General features: G+C 73.1%; 21 protein-coding genes and 1 pseudogene. 1 reads left to right on the plus strand and 21 read right to left on the minus strand.

The window, feature by feature from the left end; genetic code table 11:
* Positions 1 to 32 precede the first annotated feature (32 nt).
* The 10 genes from C7C45_RS13835 to hisD all read right to left on the minus strand — a co-directional run bounded on the left by C7C45_RS13835 (position 33) and on the right by hisD (position 6487).
* Positions 33 to 464, minus strand: coding sequence for an organic hydroperoxide resistance protein (locus C7C45_RS13835; RefSeq protein ID WP_110564186.1), 432 nt, complete (start codon positions 462 to 464; stop codon positions 33 to 35).
* A gap of 5 nt (positions 465 to 469) precedes the next feature.
* On the minus strand, positions 470 to 916 hold the full coding sequence (locus C7C45_RS13840) for a MarR family winged helix-turn-helix transcriptional regulator (RefSeq protein ID WP_110564187.1): 447 nt from the start codon (positions 914 to 916) through the stop codon (positions 470 to 472).
* Positions 917 to 1000: 84 nt separating this feature from the next.
* Complete coding sequence (locus C7C45_RS13845; protein WP_110564059.1) at positions 1001 to 1390, minus strand: Rid family hydrolase; 390 nt, start codon at positions 1388 to 1390, stop codon at positions 1001 to 1003.
* Complete coding sequence (priA, locus tag C7C45_RS13850; RefSeq protein WP_110564060.1) at positions 1387 to 2112, minus strand: bifunctional 1-(5-phosphoribosyl)-5-((5-phosphoribosylamino)methylideneamino)imidazole-4-carboxamide isomerase/phosphoribosylanthranilate isomerase PriA; 726 nt, start codon at positions 2110 to 2112, stop codon at positions 1387 to 1389. Before priA ends, C7C45_RS13845 begins: the two co-directional genes overlap by 4 nt.
* Positions 2113 to 2126: 14 nt before the next feature.
* A complete protein-coding gene (locus C7C45_RS13855; RefSeq protein ID WP_110564061.1) occupies positions 2127 to 2450 on the minus strand; it encodes a hypothetical protein in 324 nt (107 codons plus the stop codon).
* Between the two features lie 36 nt (positions 2451 to 2486).
* The gene (gene hisH / locus C7C45_RS13860) at positions 2487 to 3119 is read right to left on the minus strand and encodes an imidazole glycerol phosphate synthase subunit HisH (protein ID WP_110564062.1); all 633 of its coding nucleotides are present in this window, start codon (positions 3117 to 3119) and stop codon (positions 2487 to 2489) included.
* A 55-nt stretch (positions 3120 to 3174) separates the two neighbouring features.
* Positions 3175 to 3348 (minus strand): hypothetical protein, encoded by a 174-nt coding sequence (locus tag C7C45_RS34060; RefSeq protein ID WP_167454720.1) that lies wholly within the window; start codon positions 3346 to 3348, stop codon positions 3175 to 3177.
* Positions 3349 to 3406: 58 nt separating this feature from the next.
* Positions 3407 to 4018, minus strand: coding sequence for an imidazoleglycerol-phosphate dehydratase HisB (gene hisB / locus C7C45_RS13865; protein WP_110564063.1), 612 nt, complete (start codon positions 4016 to 4018; stop codon positions 3407 to 3409).
* A complete protein-coding gene (locus C7C45_RS13870) occupies positions 4015 to 5088 on the minus strand; it encodes a histidinol-phosphate transaminase (RefSeq protein ID WP_110564064.1) in 1074 nt (357 codons plus the stop codon). The genes hisB and C7C45_RS13870 overlap by 4 nt, the downstream gene beginning before the upstream one ends.
* Positions 5089 to 5164: 76 nt before the next feature.
* A complete protein-coding gene (gene hisD / locus C7C45_RS13875; RefSeq protein WP_110564065.1) occupies positions 5165 to 6487 on the minus strand; it encodes a histidinol dehydrogenase in 1323 nt (440 codons plus the stop codon).
* A gap of 106 nt (positions 6488 to 6593) precedes the next feature.
* Here hisD and C7C45_RS13880 point away from each other — a divergent pair, with 106 nt between their 5' ends.
* Positions 6594 to 7298: an LON peptidase substrate-binding domain-containing protein gene (locus tag C7C45_RS13880; protein WP_110564066.1), complete on the plus strand. Its 705-nt coding sequence runs from the start codon at positions 6594 to 6596 to the stop codon at positions 7296 to 7298.
* On the opposite strand, the gene C7C45_RS13885 is transcribed toward C7C45_RS13880, so the two are convergent.
* From C7C45_RS13885 to C7C45_RS13935, 11 genes and pseudogenes are all read right to left on the minus strand, one after another.
* Positions 7213 to 8094, minus strand: coding sequence for a DUF2567 domain-containing protein (locus C7C45_RS13885; protein ID WP_110564067.1), 882 nt, complete (start codon positions 8092 to 8094; stop codon positions 7213 to 7215). The two genes, C7C45_RS13880 and C7C45_RS13885, sit on opposite strands and share 86 nt — an antisense overlap.
* 56 nt (positions 8095 to 8150) lie before the next feature.
* Positions 8151 to 9935, minus strand: coding sequence for a MinD/ParA family ATP-binding protein (locus C7C45_RS13890; RefSeq protein ID WP_244200377.1), 1785 nt, complete (start codon positions 9933 to 9935; stop codon positions 8151 to 8153).
* 74 nt (positions 9936 to 10009) lie between these two features.
* Entirely contained in the window at positions 10010 to 11038 is a 1029-nt protein-coding gene (locus tag C7C45_RS13895; RefSeq protein ID WP_110564069.1) for a hypothetical protein, read from the minus strand.
* Between the two features lie 42 nt (positions 11039 to 11080).
* The gene (locus C7C45_RS13900) at positions 11081 to 12025 is read right to left on the minus strand and encodes an RluA family pseudouridine synthase (RefSeq protein WP_110564070.1); all 945 of its coding nucleotides are present in this window, start codon (positions 12023 to 12025) and stop codon (positions 11081 to 11083) included.
* Entirely contained in the window at positions 12022 to 12636 is a 615-nt protein-coding gene (gene lspA, locus C7C45_RS13905) for a signal peptidase II (RefSeq protein ID WP_110564071.1), read from the minus strand. Before lspA ends, C7C45_RS13900 begins: the two co-directional genes overlap by 4 nt.
* Positions 12637 to 12701: 65 nt before the next feature.
* Complete coding sequence (locus C7C45_RS13910) at positions 12702 to 13121, minus strand: TraR/DksA family transcriptional regulator (protein ID WP_110564072.1); 420 nt, start codon at positions 13119 to 13121, stop codon at positions 12702 to 12704.
* A gap of 229 nt (positions 13122 to 13350) precedes the next feature.
* A complete protein-coding gene (locus C7C45_RS13915; RefSeq protein WP_110564073.1) occupies positions 13351 to 14850 on the minus strand; it encodes a potassium/proton antiporter in 1500 nt (499 codons plus the stop codon).
* Positions 14851 to 14895: 45 nt separating this feature from the next.
* Entirely contained in the window at positions 14896 to 15195 is a 300-nt protein-coding gene (locus C7C45_RS13920) for a DUF167 domain-containing protein (RefSeq protein ID WP_110564074.1), read from the minus strand.
* Between the two features lie 481 nt (positions 15196 to 15676).
* Positions 15677 to 16009, minus strand: a pseudogene (locus tag C7C45_RS35845) (hypothetical protein); the annotation flags it as partial.
* A gap of 116 nt (positions 16010 to 16125) precedes the next feature.
* Positions 16126 to 16929, minus strand: a complete 804-nt coding sequence (locus C7C45_RS13930) for a DivIVA domain-containing protein (protein ID WP_110564188.1) — start codon at positions 16927 to 16929, stop codon at positions 16126 to 16128.
* A gap of 44 nt (positions 16930 to 16973) precedes the next feature.
* Positions 16974 to 17279, minus strand: a complete 306-nt coding sequence (locus C7C45_RS13935) for a YggT family protein (RefSeq protein WP_030334503.1) — start codon at positions 17277 to 17279, stop codon at positions 16974 to 16976.
* Positions 17280 to 17289: the final 10 nt, after the last annotated feature.

Consider the following 17289-nt stretch of genomic DNA (forward strand, 5'->3'; position numbering starts at 1 on the left):
TCTGCGGTCGGGGCCTGACTGGCTTGGTGACGTCAGGCGGGCAGGGTCTCGCGGACGGTCAGCGTGACGTCGATGTTGCCGCGGGTGGCGTTCGAGTACGGGCAGACCTGGTGGGCCTGCTCGACGAGCTGCTCGGCTGCCTCGCGCGGCACGGCGGGCAGGTCGACCACGAGTCGCACGGTGAGCCCGAACCCGCCGTTGCCGTCTCCGCCGATGCCCACCTCGGCGCCGACGACCGAGGCGGTCACGTCGGCCTTGGCCCGACGGGCCACCAGCCGCAGCGCGCCGTGGAAGCAGGCCGCGTAGCCGGCGGCGAAGAGCTGCTCGGGGTTCGCCGCGCCGCCGGCGCCGCCCATCTCCTTCGGCACGGCCAGGTCGAGGGTGAACGTGCCGTCGGAGGTCTCGACGTGGCCGTCGCGGCCGTCGCCGCTGGCGGTCGCGGACGCGGTGTAGAGGACCTGCATGATGGTCACTGCTCCTTCTGTCGGTGGATGGTGTCGGTGACCCGGGTGAGGGTGTCGCGCAACGCGACCAGCTCGGTGATGCCGAGTCCGGTGGCCCGGGCGATCTGCAGCGGGACCTCGTCCACCTGCTGCCGCAGCGCCCGGCCCTGTTCGGTGAGGCCCACCTCGACCCGCCGCTCGTCGCGGGCCGACCGCCGCCGGACCACCAGGCCCGCCCCCTCCAGCCGCTTGAGCAGCGGGGAGAGCGTGCCGGAGTCCAGCCGCAGCTCGGCGCCCAACTCGGACACCGTGGGGGCGTCGTCGGGGCGTTCCCAGAGCACCAGCAGCACCAGGTACTGCGGGTAGGTCAGCCCGAACTCGTCGAGGATCGGCCGGTAGACGTCGGTCAGTGCGCGCGACGCGGCGTAGAGCGCGAAGCACACCTGCCGGCGCAGCACCAGGTCATCGGTCACCGCTGAACCGTAGCCCAAAATTAAGTTGTGCACAACTTATCGGGCCGTGGTCCGGCCCGGACGACCGTCCCCGCCGGACGTACCTCAGCGATCGCCGAGGTACGCCTCCAACTCCACCTCGACCAGGTGCTCCGGGTCCAGCAGACCGGCCACCACCACCAGCGTCGCCGCCGGCCGGACCGCGCCGAAGACCGCGTTGTGCGCCCGACCCACCTCGTCGGCGTGCAGCCGGTCGGTCACGTACATCCTGGTCCGGACCACGTCGCCCAGCTCCGCACCCACCTCGGCGAGCGCGGCCAACGCGATCCGCAACGCCTGCGCGGTCTGCGCGGCGGCGTCACCGACATGCACCACCCGACCGTCGACCGTCGCCGTGCAACCAGCCGTCCAGGCCCGTTCACCGGCCCGCACCACCCGGGAGTAGCCGTACCGCTGCTCCCACGGACCACCCGAGCCGAGCCGGGTGGTCGTCACGCCGCTGCGAGGGTGCGCAGCGCCTCGGCCACCGTGAAGGCACCCGCGTAGAGCGCCTTGCCGGCGATGACACCCTCCACGCCTTCCGACTCCAGGGTGGCCAACGCCCGCAGGTCGTCCAGGGTGGACACGCCACCGGAGGCGATCACCGGTCGGTCGGTGCGGGCACACACCTCGCGCAGCAGGTCCAGGTTCGGCCCGCGCATCGTGCCGTCCTTGGTGATGTCGGTGACCACATACCGACTCGCGCCCGCCTTGTCGAGCCGCTCCAGCACCTCGTACAGGTCGCCGCCGTCACGGGTCCAGCCACGCGCCGAGAGGGTGTGCCCCCGCACGTCCAACCCGATCGCGACCCGGTCGCCGTACTCCCCGACCACCCGGTCACACCAGACCGGGTCCTCCAGGGCCGCGGTGCCGATGTTCACCCGGGCCGCCCCGGTCCCCAGCGCCGCGCGCAGCGACTCGTCGTCACGGATGCCGCCGGACAACTCCACCTTCACGTCCAACTGGCGCACCACCTCGGCGAGCAGGTGCGCGTTCGTGCCCCGACCGAACGCCGCGTCCAGGTCGACCAGGTGAATCCACTCGGCGCCGTCCTGCTGCCAGGCCAGCGCGGAGTCCAACGGGTCACCGTAGATGCTCTCGCTTCCGACGGCGCCCTGCACGAGCCGGACGGCCCGGCCGTCGGCGACATCCACGGCGGGTAACAGGGTGAGGCTCAACGTCTTCTCCTCGATCAGGTACGACGGTCCAGGGCGATCACGACGATCGCCGGCAGTACGAGCAGCAACAGCACAATCAGCGCGATACGCAACGCCAGGTTGTCGACGAACGTCCAGATCACAATCAGTGCCGCACCGGTCAGCAGCACGATGGCGGCCCGCTCACCCCGGGTGTGCCGGGCCAGCCGCCCGGAACGGCCCCGCCGGACCCGCGGAGTCAACCGGCGGACCACCGCGCGGCGACGCTGCCGGCGAGCCACCTGACGCTGCCGGACCGCCCGCTCCCGGGCCTGCTCAGCCTCCCGCTCGGCCCGCCGGTGGGCACGTTCCCGGCTCACCGCGGCACCCCTTTGCCGGGCACCGGGCGACGGCGCTCAGTCACCGCTGGGCAGAGTCGCGAGCCAGTTGCGCAGCAGCGCGGCACCGGTGTCGGCGGACTTCTCCGGGTGGAACTGCGCCGCCGAGAGCGAACCACGCTCCACCGCGGCGACGAAATCCGTGTCGTGGTGGGCGGTGGTCACCGCCACGCCGGCAGCGGCCAGCCCCGCCGGGTCGCCCATCGCGTACGAGTGGACGAAGTAGAACCGGCTCTGCTCCGGCAGCCCGGCGAAGAGCACCGACTCCCGGGGTGCCCGGACGGTGTTCCAGCCCATGTGCGGCAACCGGGTGGCGGCCAGTCGGGTCACCCCGCCGGGCAGCAACCCGAGCCCCTTGGTCACCACGCCGTGCTCGTCACCGTGCTCGAAGAGCACCTGCATACCCACGCAGATGCCGAGCACCGGCCGCCCGGCGGCCACCCGCTCGGCGATCACCGGACCCGCGCCGAGCGCCTCGATCCCGGCCATGCACGCGGCATACGCGCCCACCCCCGGCACCACCAGACCATCGGCCGCGGCAGCGGCGGCCAGGTCGTCGGTCACCCGTACGTCCGCACCGGCGGCGGCCAGTGCCCGCTCGGCCGAGCGCAGGTTTCCCGAGCCATAGTCGAGCACCACGACGGCGCTCACCTGACGCCGCCTTCCGTTCGCGACCGCAGGGCTCCGCCGCGCCGCAGCCTCGCGCTCACGCGTTCTCCCCCGGCAGCAACCAGAGCACTCCGCCGACCGTGGCGAGCACCGCGAGCAGCGCGGTGATGACGATCGCGCCCTTCGACGCGCCCTGGCGGTACAGCGACCAGGCGCCGCCCACCAGCACCCCGGCCAGGATCAGCAGCAACGTCGGCAACGCGGCACCCATCAGAGCCACCTCTCATTCGCGACCACGGGGCTCCACCGCGCTGCGCTACTCGCGCTCATCAGAGCGCGCCCTTCGTGCTCGGAATCGCACCGGCGGAACGCGGGTCGATCGCGGTGGCCTCGCGCAACGCCCTGGAGACCGCCTTGAACTGCGCCTCCACCACGTGGTGCGCGTCCGGGTGACCGCCCGGCCGGGCCGCCCGCAGCACGTCGACGTGCAGGGTGACCCGGGCCGCCTGACCGAAGGACTCCCAGATGTGCCGGGTCATGCTGGTCGCGTAGACCGGCCCGATGTACGGGGCCAGCACCGGCTCGTCGTGCACCACGTACGGCCGACCGGACAGGTCCACCGCAGCCCGGACCAGCACCTCGTCCATCGGTACGGTCGCCGAACCGTACCGCCGGATGCCGGCCTTGTCGCCCAGCGCCTGGTCGAACGCGGTGCCCAGGGCGAGCGCGGTGTCCTCGATGGTGTGGTGCGCGTCGATCTCCAGGTCACCCACGGTGCGCACGGTCAGGTCGTAGCCGCCGTGCCGGGCGATCTGGTGCAGCATGTGGTCGTAGAAGCCGACGCCGGTGCTGATCTCGGCGGTGCCGGTACCGTCGAGATCGATCTCGACGAGAACCTTGGTCTCCTTGGTGATCCGCTCCACCCGGGCGGTCCGGCTCATCGCACTGTCTCCATTGCAGAAAGGAAGGCGTCGGTCTCGGCGGACGTGCCGGCGGTCACGCGCAGCCAGCCGGGCAGGCCGACGTCGCGGACCAGCACCCCCTGCGCCAGCAGCGCCTGCCAGACGGTGGTCTGGTCGCCGCCCACCTCGAAGAGCACGAAATTGGCGTCGCTGTCGGCGACCCGCAACCCACGCTCGCGCAGCGTCGCCACGATCCGGTCCCGCTGCGCCATGATCGCGCTGACCGTGCCGAGGAGAGCGTCGCGGTGGGTCACCGCCGCGCGTGCGGCGGCCTGGGTCAGCGCGGAGAGATGATACGGCAGTCGGACGAGCTGCACCGCCTGCACCACCGCCGGGTCGGCGGCCAGGTAACCCAGCCGCCCGCCGGCGAAGCCGAAGGCCTTGCTCATCGTCCGGGTGACCACCAGGCGCGGGTGGCCGGGCAGCACCGCGAGCGCGCTGATCGTCCCGGGTCGGGCGAACTCGGCGTACGCCTCGTCGACGACCACCATGCCGGGCGCGGCGTCGAGCACCGCGGCGATCACCGCCGGATCCAGTGCGGTGCCGGTGGGGTTGTTCGGCGAGCAGAGGAAGACCACGTCGGGTTGGTGCTCGCGGACCTGGGCGACCGCCTCCTCGACGGTCAACCCGAAGTCGACGCCGCGCCGCGCGGGCACCCACCGGGTGCCGCTGCCGAGGGCCAGCAGCGGGTGCATCGAGTACGCCGGAACGAAACCGAGCGCGCTGCGCCCCGGCCCGCCGAACGCCTGCAGCAACTGCTGCTGGATCTCGTTGGAGCCGTTGGCCGCCCACACCTGCTCGACGGTGAGCCCGTGCCCGAGATATTCGGCCAGGTCGGCGCGGAGCGCCAGCGCGTCCCGGTCCGGGTAGCGGTTCAGCTCCCGCAGCTCCGCCGCGAGCGCCTTGCCGATCGCCTCGACGACCGGCTCCGGCACCGGGTGGGAATTCTCGTTGGTGTTGAGCCGCACCGGCACGTCCAGCTGCGGCGCCCCGTACGGCGACAGCCCGCGCAGGTCGTCGCGGATCGGCAGATCGTCCAGGTTGGTCACGCCGCCTCCCCGCTTCGCGACGAGGCGGCGTGACGCATCGGTGGTCTGAGCCAGCTGATTCGCTCGCTGCGCTCGCTCATGCCGCCCCTCCCGGGAAGCGGGCCTGGACCGCCTGGCCGTGCCCGGGCAGGTCCTCCACGTTGGCCAGGGTGACCACGTGTGGGGCCACGTCGCGCAGTGCCGCCTCGGTGTACTCGATCAGGTGCACACCGCGCAGGAACGACTGCACGGACAGGCCGGACGAGTGCCGGGCGCAGCCACCGGTGGGCAGCACGTGGTTGGACCCGGCGCAGTAGTCACCCAGGGACACCGGCGACCAGGCGCCCACGAAGATCGCCCCGGCGTTGCGTACCCGCAGCGCCCACTCCCGGGCGTCGACCGTCTGGATCTCCAGGTGCTCGGCCGCGTACGCGTCGACCACCCGCAGCCCCGCCTCAAGATCGTCGACCAGGACCACGCCGCTCTGCTCGCCGGTCAACGCCGTGGTGACCCGCTCGGTGTGCTTGGTCGCCGGCACCTGCCGGGCCAACTCCGCCTCGACCGACTCGACAAGCGCCAGCGACGGGGTGACCAGCACGCTCGCGGCGAGCGGGTCGTGCTCGGCCTGACTGATCAGGTCGGCGGCGACGTGCGCCGGGTCGGCCGTGTCGTCGGCCAGGATGGCGATCTCGGTCGGCCCGGCCTCGGCGTCGATGCCGACCACACCGCGCAGCAGTCGCTTGGCGGCGGTCACCCAGATGTTGCCGGGGCCGGTGACCAGGTCGACCGGGTCGCACCGCAGCTCGCCCGTCGGGTCGACGGCCGCACCGTAGGCCAGCATCGCCACCGCCTGGGCCCCACCCACGGCGTACACCTCGTCGACGCCGAGCAGCGCGCACGCGGCGAGCACCCGGGCGTCGGGCAGGCCACCGTTGTCCTTCTGCGGCGGGCTGACCACCACCAGCGAGCGCACCCCGGCCGCCTGGGCGGGCACGACGTTCATCACCACGGTCGACGGGTACATCGCCAGGCCGCCGGGCACGTAGAGGCCGACCCGGTCGACCGGCAACCACCGCTCGGTCACGGTGCCACCGGGCACCACCTGCGTGGTGTGGTCGGTGCGCCGCTGGTCCGCGTGCACCCGACGGGCCCGGGTGATCGACTCCAGCAGCGCGGCACGCACCGCCGGGTCGAGCACCCCCTCGGCCTCGGTGATCGCCTCGACCGGCACCCGCAGGATCTCCGGGGAGATGCCGTCGAACCGCTCGCTGGCCTCCCGGATCGCCGGGTACCCATGCTCGCGAACCGCCTCCACCAGCGGCCGGATTCGCTCGACGGCGACCGACACGTCGAGCTGGGCACGGGGCAGCAGGCGGCGCGGGTCACCGAGACCGTCGCGCAGGTCGATCCGATTCAGCACCCTTGCGAGTCTAGGCGGCCGGCCCGCAGCACGTCCGAGCCGCCCGTCCGCCGAGACGGTGAGCCGGGCCACGCCCTCGGGGGCGAGATTGGTTAGGCTCGACCATGTGACCGCACGGCTGCCGGTTTTCCCACTCGCAACGGTGCTCTTTCCGGGGTTGGTGCTGCCGTTGCACATCTTCGAGGAGCGCTACCGGGCGCTGGTCCGGCACCTGGTCGACCTGCCCGAGGGTGCTCCGCGTGAGTTCGGCGTGGTGGCCATCCAGGCCGGCTGGGAGGTCGCGCCCGCCGGCCCCGGCGCCCGCGCGATGCCGAGCGCCGGCGCGGTCACCCTGCACGAGGTGGGCTGCACCGCCGAGCTGCGCCAGGTGACCGAGCTGGCCGATGGCGGCTTCGACATCGTCACCGTGGGCCGACGCCGTTTCCGGATCGCCGAGGTCGACGACAGCGCCGCGCCCTATCTGACCGCCGACGTCGAGTGGCTGCCCGAGCCGGCCGGGCCGGACGAGGTGGCCGAGCTGCTGGCCGCCCGGGTGATCGCGGTGTTCCGGCAGTACCTCGGCCTGATCCGCTCCGACCCGGAGGAGATCTCCGAGCAACTGCCGGAGGACCCGACCGTGCTCTCCCACCTGGTCGCGGCGACCGCGGCGCTCACCGTCGACGACCGGCAGCGGCTGCTGGCGATCGACGACACCGCAGCCCGGCTCCGCGCCGAGCTGCGGCTGCTCAACCGCGAGGCGGCTCTGCTGCGTCAGGTGCGGGCGGTTCCGGTGCCGCTGGCGGAGCTGGCGTCCCCGCCGACACCCAACTGAGCCCCGCCGGGTCGGGCTCCGGGCGCAGCCCGGGCCACCGCGACCAGCCAGCCAGCAGGGTGTACATGATCGCCGCGCCGAACGCCGGCAACAGCAGGTTGCCGTGCGGCACCGGCAGCACACCGAGCAGCCAGTCGACCCCACCGGCCCGCAGGTCGGCGGGTTTGGTGAAGGCCTGTCCGGCCGGGGCGGTGTCCAGCAGCCGGTCGAAGGTGGCCAGGCCGACCCGCCGCCCCACCTGCCAGGCCACCGGCGCGGCGACCAACGCGCCGAGCACCGCGGCGAGCAGCCCGACGGGACCGCGCCGCCGCCGCAGCACGACCCACACGGCGAGCGCCACCAGCAGCCCGAAGGCGAGCCCGAGCAGGCTGAACCACCCGTCCGCGGCGATCGGCTGCTCCGGTTGCGGCTCGGCGTAGATCGCCCCCTCGACGGTCTTGAGCACCGGAGTGTCCGGCGCGAGCGCGGCCCAGAGCAGCCCGAACGGCACCCCCAGGACGGCGAGCGCGAGCACCGCACCCAGCACCGTCGCCACGGCCCGCAGCGGACGGCGCGGCTCGTCGAAGTTCAGCTCCAGCGAGCTCTGGTACGCCGCCGAAGGGGCGACGTCAGCCGGGCCCTCGACCGGCTCCTCGCCGCGCGGCGGTTGCTCAGCCGCTTGCGGCTGCTCGCCGGGCGGCTGCTCGCCGGGCGGCGGCTGCTCAGCGGCCGGCGATGTCGCGCCCGATGCTCGGGGCGGTGCGGATCGGTCGGGCTCGTCGACGGGCCGCTCACGGTCGGGGTTGTCCGGGCTCACCCGATGATCCTCTCAGGCCCGGCGCCGGGCCGGGGTGCCGGTGGCGGCAGACCAGCTCACCGGGCGAACGGCTCCACCATCATCGCCGCCGCACGCAACCACGCCTCCCGGGTCTCCGGCTGGAGCTGGTGGTACTCGATCGACGAGCCGGTCTCCAGCGCCGGGTCGTACGGCACCACGGCCACGCCACGGGTACGGGTGGCGAAGTGCCGCTCCAGGTCGTCCTGCAGGGTCGAGCGACCCGGGGTCGGGCAGGAGATGAGGGTGATCGCGTTGTCCGCCAACTCGCCCATGCCCTCCTCGTGCAGCAGGTCGAGCATCCAGTCGGCGCTGAACGCCGCGTCCTCACGGGGCACGGTGGTCACCACCAGCTGGTCCGCGGCCTGCATCACCGTGCGCCAGTTGGGGCTCTCCACGTTGTTGCCGGTGTCCACGCAGACCACGTCGTGGGTGCGCCGCAGCAGCTCCAGCACCCGTCGGACGGTGAACTGGTCCAGTCGCTGGGCGAAACGCGGGCTCTCCTCGCCGGCCAGCACGTCGTACGAGCCGTCGGAGGCGTGCCGCAGGTAGTCGTCGAGCCGACCCAGCAAGGTCGAGCCCTCGAGGATCTCGATCTGGGCGAGGTCGGTGATCAGGTGCCGGATCGTCCGGGCGTGCCGGGCGCTGCCGGCGCGCAGTCCGAGGGTGCCGCGCAGCTCGTTGTCGTCCCAGGCCAGCACGCCCTGCTCGCGCACGCTGCCGATCGTGGCCGCGGCGAGCACGGTGGCGGTGGTCTTGTGCACCCCACCCTTGGGGTTGGCGAAGGCGAGCACCCGGGGCGTGCCCAGGTCCCGCCGGAGCACCCCGTTGGCCCGTTCCTGCTCCGGGTCGACGCCCTGCGAGCGCCACTCGACACGGGTCGGATAGGCGCGTTCGGCGATCGCCGAACCGACCGCCGGGGCGGGTGGCGACGCGACCGCCGGGGCAGGTGGGGGTGCGACCGCCGGGGCGGGTGGCGGCGCGACCGCCGGGGGCGGTGGTGCGACCGGAGGGGGTGCCGGGTAGCCGGTCTCGGGTTGGTACCCGGTCTCCAGCAGGGCGTACCGCGACTCCACCGCCGGGTCGCCCTGCCGGTAGCCGTTGTCCAACAACGCGTAGCGCGACTGGACCGGCTCGGAGCCGCGCGCCGGCGGCTCGGGCTCGGCCCGGTACGTCGGCTCCAGTTGGTAACCCGGCTCAGCGCGATAACCCGGCTCAGCGCGAAAGTTCGGCTCAGCGCGGTAGCCCGGCTCAGCGCGGTATTCCGGCTCGGCGCGATAGCCGGGCTCAGCCCGATAACTCGGCTCAGCCCGATAACCCGAGTCAGCCCGGTAGCCGGGCTCAGCCCGGTAACCGGGCTCGGCGCGGAAGTCCGGCTCAGCCCGATAACCCGGCTCGGCGCGGAAGTCCGGCTCAGCCCGATAACCCGGCTCAGCGCGGAAGTCCGGCTCAGCCCGATAACCCGGCTCAGTCCGGTAGGCCGGCTCCGAGCGGTAGTCCGGCTCGGCCCGGTACCCCGGCTCCGCCCGATAGGCGGGGTCGACGCGGTAGGTCGCCTCGGCCCGGTAAGCGGGCTCCGCGCCGTACGGCAGCTCGGCCGGATGTCCGACGGCGGGTGCCCGCCCGGCGTACCCGTTGGGGGCCGCGCGTCGCGGCAGCGGGTCCGGCGGCACCTCGTCGGCGTGCCGGTCCGGCTCGGCCGGCTCCGCGCCGCGACCGCCCAGCCGGGCACGGTCCAGCAACGCGCGCCACCGCGGCGCTGGTTCGGCCGGCCGGCCCCAGCCGGTCTCACTGCCCTCCACGGCCCGCCCTCCCAGCGCCATCGATCTCCGTCTGACAGGCTACGAACCAAACCCTATTCGGACCACACCTCAGAACGCACACCAGCCGACGCAGATCACGACGACGTGGGCGTCGGCGGCTCGGTGGCGGTGGCGTCCGGCGAGGTGGTGACGCTCGGCGGCACCGACTCGGTCGGTTCCGGTGCCGAAGGTTCGGGTGACGGAATCGTCACGACCGGTGCGGGTTCCGACGATTCGCCCATCGACGCCGAGGGCGCCACTGTGCCCGGTGTCGGCGTCGACCGCCCGCCCCCGGCGGGCTCAATGCTCGGCTCGGTGTCGGCCGGCGGGCGTACCACGTCGTGCTGCTCGGGCAACGGCGGCGTGAAGACCGTACGGTCCAGCCGGTACACCTCGGGGGCCGGGTCGACCGCCCGCACGTCCGGCCGGGCCGCGACGCCGCGCAGCACCACCGGCGTCGCGCGTACCACCGCCGCGTAGACGCAGGCGCAACCGGTGCGGTACGCCGCCGCCTCGGCGGCCGCCACGTCGGCGCCGGTGGCGTAGCGGGCACGCAACTCCCGCTCGCCCACACCCGCACCGTCGACCGCGGCGGCTCTGGCCCGGTAGTCGGCGGCTTCGGTCTCCTTGCGGGCCGCCACCTGGTCCATTCCGGCGACCACGTCGTCCGGCACCCGCAATGCGGGGATCTTGACGATCTCGGTCTGCCGCCCGGGCAGCGGGACCCGCCCGAAGACGGTCGAGACCGGAACGTCGCCGAGCACCGTCGCCAGCCGCTGCGGCGGCAGGTAGGCGTCCAGTGTGACCAGCGCGTAGGTCCCGTCCTCGGCGGCCAGGGCCGAGGCGGGCAGCGCGGCCAGGTCGGCGGCGGCGGACCGCAGGTAGCCGGGCACGGAGTCGCCGTCGGCGACGCCGACCCGGGTCACCTCGCCCACCGTCCGGTCGCCGACCGGAGTCTCGTCGACGGCCCAGACGGCGGTGCCCAGCACCGCCGCCGCGGAGAGCACGGCTGCCCAGGTGAGCACCCCGGACCGCGCCGACCGGTCGCCCAGCCGGGCCACGGCCCGGGTCAGCGGCGGCAGCAGCCGCTGGTCCAGCTGCCGCAGCAGGTTGCCGGCGCGCACGGGCAGGATCCCCTCGTCGGATCGGTGTCGGGCGGTCGCCGCTCAGTCCCGCAAGATCTGGAGCGCACGTTCCAGGTCGTCAGGGTAGTCGCTGACGAAGCGGACCTCGTCGCCTGTTCGGGGGTGCAGGAAGCTCAGTTCGCGAGCGTGCAACCACTGCCGGGCCAGGCCGAGACGGGCCGACAGGGTGGGATCGGCACCGTAGGTGAGGTCACCCACGCACGGGTGCCGCATGGTGGAAAAGTGCACCCGGATCTGGTGTGTCCGGCCGGTCTCCAGGCGGACGTCGACAAGGCTGGCCGCCGGGAACGCCTCAAGGGTGTCGTAGTGGGTGATGCTCGGCTTGCCGCCGGACACCACCGCCCAGCGGTAGTCGTGGGTGGGGTGCCGGTCGATCGGCGCGTCGACCGTGCCGCGCAGCGGGTCCAGGTGACCCTGCACCACCGCGTGGTAGCCCTTGTCCACCTCGCGGTACTTGAAGGCCCGCTTCAACGCCGTGTACGCGTGTTCGCTCTTGGCCACCGCCATGATGCCGGTGGTGCCCACGTCGAGCCGGTGCACCACGCCCTGCCGCTCGGCGGCACCGCTGGTGGAGATGCGGTGCCCGATCGCGGCGAGGGCGCCGATCACCGTCGGCCCGGTCCACCCGGGGCTGGGATGCGCGGCCACGCCCACCGGCTTGTCGACCACCACGATGTCGTCGTCGGCGTAGACCACCCGCAGACCGGGCACCGCCTGCGGCACGATGGTCGGCGGCGCGACCGGGGCGGGCAAGGTGACGTCCAGCCAGGAGCCGGCCTTGACCTTGTGCGAGTTGGGCCGCGCGGTGCCGTCGACCAGGGCGTCCCCGGCATCGACCAGGGCTGCGGCGGCGGTGCGGGAGAGCCCGAACAGACGGGCCACCGCCTGGTCCAGTCGCATGCCGTCGAGGCCGTCCGGCACCGGGAGGGAACGGTGATCGCCGCCAGCGGCGAACGCGGAGGTCATGCCCGCTCCCGCTGGTCGGCGCCCTGCGCGGCGTCCGCCTCGGCCGGGTCGCTGTCGCGTCCGGCTCGCCGGCCGTCCCGCTGGCGGCCGGTCAGCTCCAACAGCACGGCCAGCAGCACACCGCAGACCAGCGAGCTGTCGGCCAGGTTGAACACCGGCCAGACCTGGCCGTACGGGTCGAAGAGGCTGATCATGTCGACCACATGCCCGTGGAGGGGTGCGGGCGCCCGGAAGATCCGGTCGACGAGGTTGCCGAGCGCCCCGCCCAACACCAGGCCGAGGGAGATCGCCCACGGCAGCGAGCGCAGTCGCAGGGCCATCCAGACGATCCAGCCGACCACACCGATGGTGATCAGCGGGAAGACCCAGGTGTGGTCCGCGCCGATGCTCCAGGCGGCACCGCTGTTACGGGTCAGACTCAGGTAGACGAACCCGCCGAGCAGCCGGACCGGCCCCCGGTCGGTCAGCGCGGCCAGCGCGAGGTGCTTGGTGACCAGGTCGGCCAGCAGGGCCACCAGGGCGACTCCGGCCAGAATCGCCACGGCCCGAGGCCGGCGTGTGCCGCCACCCGGGTCGGTGCGGCCGGGTTCGGCGGACGGTGCTGCGGTCATGCGCTCCCCATCGAGGTGTCTCGGCGGTGATCGCTCACCGTCTCATCGCCGCCGGGGAACGGACCTCAGCGCCGCTCCTCCAGCTGCTTGCACGTCACACACTGGGTGGCCGACGGGAAGGCGGCGAGGCGCTCGACCGGGATCGGGTTGCCGCACCGCTCGCACCAGCCGTAACCACCCTCGTCGAGACGCTCCAGAGCGCGCTCGACCTGTGTGATCCGTTCCAGGATGCTGTTGGCGAGAGAGATCTCCTGCTCCCGCTCGAGCGTCTTGGTGCCCGTGTCGGCCTGGTCGTCCCCGGCCGAGTCGGTCAGCCGATCGCGCTGCAGCTCGGTGATCTCACTCAGCGTCTGATCGTACTCGGCGCGAAGCTCATCCCGTCGCGCCGCCAGCGCCGCCCGGATCTTCTCGGTCTCCGCCGTGCTGCGGGTGGCCTTGGGCGCCGGCTTGCGCCCGGCGGTCCTGGTGTCGGCTGGCTTCGCCATAGGTCGCTCCCTCGGCCGGGGAGCCGCGTGGTCCGCGGCACCTGGTCAGGGGGGCGCCAACCAGGGCGTCCCCCCATAAGTACGAAAAGGGGCGCACGGCGTCGATGGCCGCGCACTCCGGAGGTTGGCAAGAATACGGAACGTACAGGCGTCCGACAACGTGCCGCACCGTCGCACCGCTCAACCGCCCCTAGCCCTGCCTAACTGGGGCAAAAGGAACGCTAGCAGATCAACTGACTGCCTCATCCCCGTACTCACCAAACCATCGGGCCAGCCGACCTCGCCGGCTGACCGCCCGCAGCCGCCGTTCAGCGGCGTCCCGCACCCCGGCGGTCGCCACGATCAGCAGACTGTCTCCGGTCTTCAGCCGGGTGTTCGGTCCGGGCACGAAACCCACCCCGTCGCGCAGCACCAGGGTTACCGACGCGCCCAGTGGAAGCCGCAACTCGTCGACGTGCACCCCCGCCAACCGCGAGCCCGGCGGCACCTCCAACTGGAGCAGGTCCGCCCGCATCCGCTCCAGCGGCGCGGTCTCCACATGGATCTCGGTGGCCTCGGCCGGCGCGGTCACCCGCAACCGGCGGGCGAACGGCCCCAGCGTGCTGGTCTGCACCAGCGTGAAGATCACCACCAGCACGAAGACCACATCGAAGAGGCGCTCTGCGCCGGGCACCCGTTCGGAGAGCGGAATGGTGGCCAGCACGATCGGCACCGCCCCACGCAGCCCGGCCCAGGACAGGAACGCCTGTTCGCGGAGGCCGACCCGGAACGGCAGCGCCGAGACGGCCACCGACAGCGGCCGGGCCAGCAGCACCAGAGCCAGCCCCGCGACCACCGCGGGCAGCACCGCCGCGTCCAGCCGGCCCGGCGAGACCAGCAACCCGAGCAGCACGAACAGCCCGATCTGGGCGAGCCAGGCCAGTCCGTCCGCGAAGCCGAGGATCGCCTGCCGGTGTGACAACCGGGCGTTGCCCAGCAGTACCCCGGCCACGTAGACGGCGAGGAACCCCGAGGCGTGCAGCGACGCCCCCGCGGCGTAGGCGAGAACGGTGATGCCCACCGCGGCGATCGGGTAGAGCCCGGCCGAGGGCAACGCGGCCCGGCGGAGCGCCCAGGTGCCGGCGACCCCCGCAGCCACGCCCACCGCCGCACCGACGCCCAACTCGTAACAGACCAGCGCGACCTCGTACCACCACGGATGCGACCAGCCCTGGTGGGACAGCAGCACCACCAGCAGCACCACCGGGGCGTCGTTCATGCCCGACTCGGCCTCCAGCGTCGCCACCAGCCGGGGCGGCAGCCGCAGCCGGCGCAGGGTGGCGAAGACGGCCGCCGCGTCGGTGGACGAGAGCACCGCGCCGTAGAGCAGCGCCAACCGCCAGTCCAGCCCCAGCAACAGGTGCACGGCGACACCGACCACCACGATGCTCACCACCACGCCGACCGTGGAGAGCGCGGAGGCCAGCCCGAGCACCGGGCGCAGCGTGGTCCACCGGGCGGTCAGGCCACCCTCCGCGATGATCACGATCAGCGCGCAGAAGCCGAGGGTCCGGGTCAACTCGACGTCGTCGAAGCGGATACCGAGCCCGGCCTCGCCGATCGCCACGCCCAGCGCCAGGTAGACGAGGAGGCTGGGCACCCCGAGCCGGGTGGAGAGCCGCACCGCGCCGACGGCGACCAGCAGCACGGCCGCACCGAGCAGCAGCGCGATATCCAATCCGGGCGTCACGGTTGCTCCAACCCGGGCGTCACGGTCGCCTGGCCTGGGCGTTCCTCACCCGGCGGATCCGTCGCGCAGTCGGCGCAGCAGCTCGGACAGCTCCGGGCTGGGCCGATCGACGAGGAAGAGCTTGTCCCGGCTGGCCGCGCCGGTGCGCAGCGACACCGCCGCCGGACGGACGCCCAGGGCAGCCGCGAGGGCACGGCGAGCGGCCTCGGTCGCCCGGCCGTCGACGGCCGGGTCGTGCACCGCGATCACGAGGGCGGGCCCATGCGGACCGTCGAAGCGGCCACCCACCCGGTCCCGGGACGCGCCGGGTTTCACCCGCACCGCCACGGTGAGCGTGTCCTGCATGGGCGCCGGTGCCGCTTCAGATCGGCCGGGCGTCGGCGAGCAGGGCGGTGGCTGGCGCACAGTGCGCGCACGGAGTGAAACCGAGCTCGGCGGCCTCGGCGACCGGCAACTCCTCGGGCACCCGGCCAACGAGATGCGGGCAGTTGGCGAGGTGGTAGCGAGGACGACCGTCCACCACCTGGACGGCAGCGGGGAGTCGCGCCACCCGGGCCGCCTCGGCGGGGGTGACCAACTGCTCGGCCGGCTCGTCGATTGGCGGGGCACCCCGGTGCGGGGCGTCGTCGGTCGACGCCGCAGGCGGCGAAGCCGGGCTGACGGGAGAAGCCGGGCTGACGGGAGAGGACGCGTCGTCGGCCGGAGTCACGAAAGGCGCCCCCTGGTCGAACGGCGGCGCATCATCGACCCGCGGATCGAACGGCGGCGACTCGTCGACGCCCGGGTCGAAGACGGGCGGATCGTCGACGCCCGGGTCGAACACGGGCGGATCGTCGACGGGTGCCGCACGGTCGACCGGCGACACGGGTGGTTGCCGCCACCCGGTGCCGCCGGTGCCAACCGTCGTGGGCACGTGCTGGACCGGCACTTCCGGCTCGACCAGCGGCGGCCCGTACGCGACATCCGGCGGGGCCTGGTTGGCCACGCGGGGCGCGTCGGGGTGCCGCCGGCCGGTCCGGCCGGGACCCGCCGTAGCGCGGTTGGTGGCTGCCTGGCGGGCGCCCACCACCAACGCCACGGCGGCCAGCAGACTGGCCGCGATGGAGATGATCAGCATGAAACTGGAGCCACCGGCCAGGCCGAGCACCAGTAGCACCACCGCGACGAGGATGAGCAACAGACTTGCGACTATCACGGCTCACCCCCGCCGCGTCGTACCGTCCAGGCTGGGCCGGCGACCGTCACCATTGGCGGACAGCGATCGCCGGCCGGTGCTCAGCGTCCGGATTCGAGGGCGCCGGAACGCCCGCCGCCGCCGTACGAACCGGCGAGGCCCGCAGCGGCGAGCCCGTTGCCGCCGGCGACCCGGCTCGCCTCGGAGCGGGTCATCTCGGCCTCGAGGCCCTGGCCGCGACCGTCGAGGTCACGCAGCTGGCTCTCCAGGTACGCCTTGAGCCGGGTGCGGTACTCGCGCTCGAACTGCTTGAGCTCCTCGATGTGCTTCTGCAGAGCCGTGCGCTTGGCGTCCAGGCCGCCCATGGCCTCCTGGTGCCGCTGGCGGGCGTCCCGCTCGAGGGCGTCGGCCTTCGCGCGAGCCTCGCGGGTCACCTCCTCGGCCTTACCGCGGGCCTCGGACAGCAGCTGGTCGGCCTCGCGGCGGGCGTCGGACACGTGGTCGTCGGCGGTGCGCTGGGCCATCATCAGCACGCGCAGGGCCTGCTGCTCGCCGTCACCGGTGACCGCGGGACCGCCGGTCGCGCGGACCTGCTCCAGCTCGGCCTGCATCGCGCGGGCAGCCTGCTCGGCCGCCGACTTGTCGCGCTGCACCCGGTCCAGTTGGGCCTTGACGTCGTTGAGCTCCGCCGCGAGTCGGGCGTCGCCGCCGGGGCCTGCGGGGGCGCCGCCACGGCCGCCGCGCTCCACCTGGGCGCGCAGCTCGTTGTTCTCCTCGATGAGACGGGCGAGCTCGCGCTCGACCTCGTCCAGGAAGGCGTCGACCTCCTCCTCGTCATACCCCCGCTTGCCGATCGGCGGCTTTTTGAAGGCGACGTTGTGGACGTCGGCCGGGGTCAGCGGCATCGAAACTCCTCGGGTCAGTTGCGGCCGCGAAAGCGCGTCGGTCATCAGGCAGATGCCCTGATCGACGGCCCTAACACGAACTCCATCAGCACGAACAGGATAACCAGGAGCACAAGGGAGGCCAGGTCGATGCTCACGGTACCAATTCGCAGCGGAGGGATCACACGCCTCAACGCGTTGAGAGGGGGATCAGTGACGCTCCACACGGATTCCAATCCTGCCGATGCGCCACGCCCCGGTTGCCAGCGCCGGCCGTACTGCAGGACGGCGCTCAACACGAACCGGGACAGAAGCAGAAGCAGGAAGACATAAAGGATCAGGTACAACACTTGCAGTAAGATCGACAACACGGTCAGCGAC

Source organism: Micromonospora arborensis (assembly GCF_003205615.1).
Taxonomy (GTDB): domain Bacteria; phylum Actinomycetota; class Actinomycetes; order Mycobacteriales; family Micromonosporaceae; genus Micromonospora; species Micromonospora arborensis.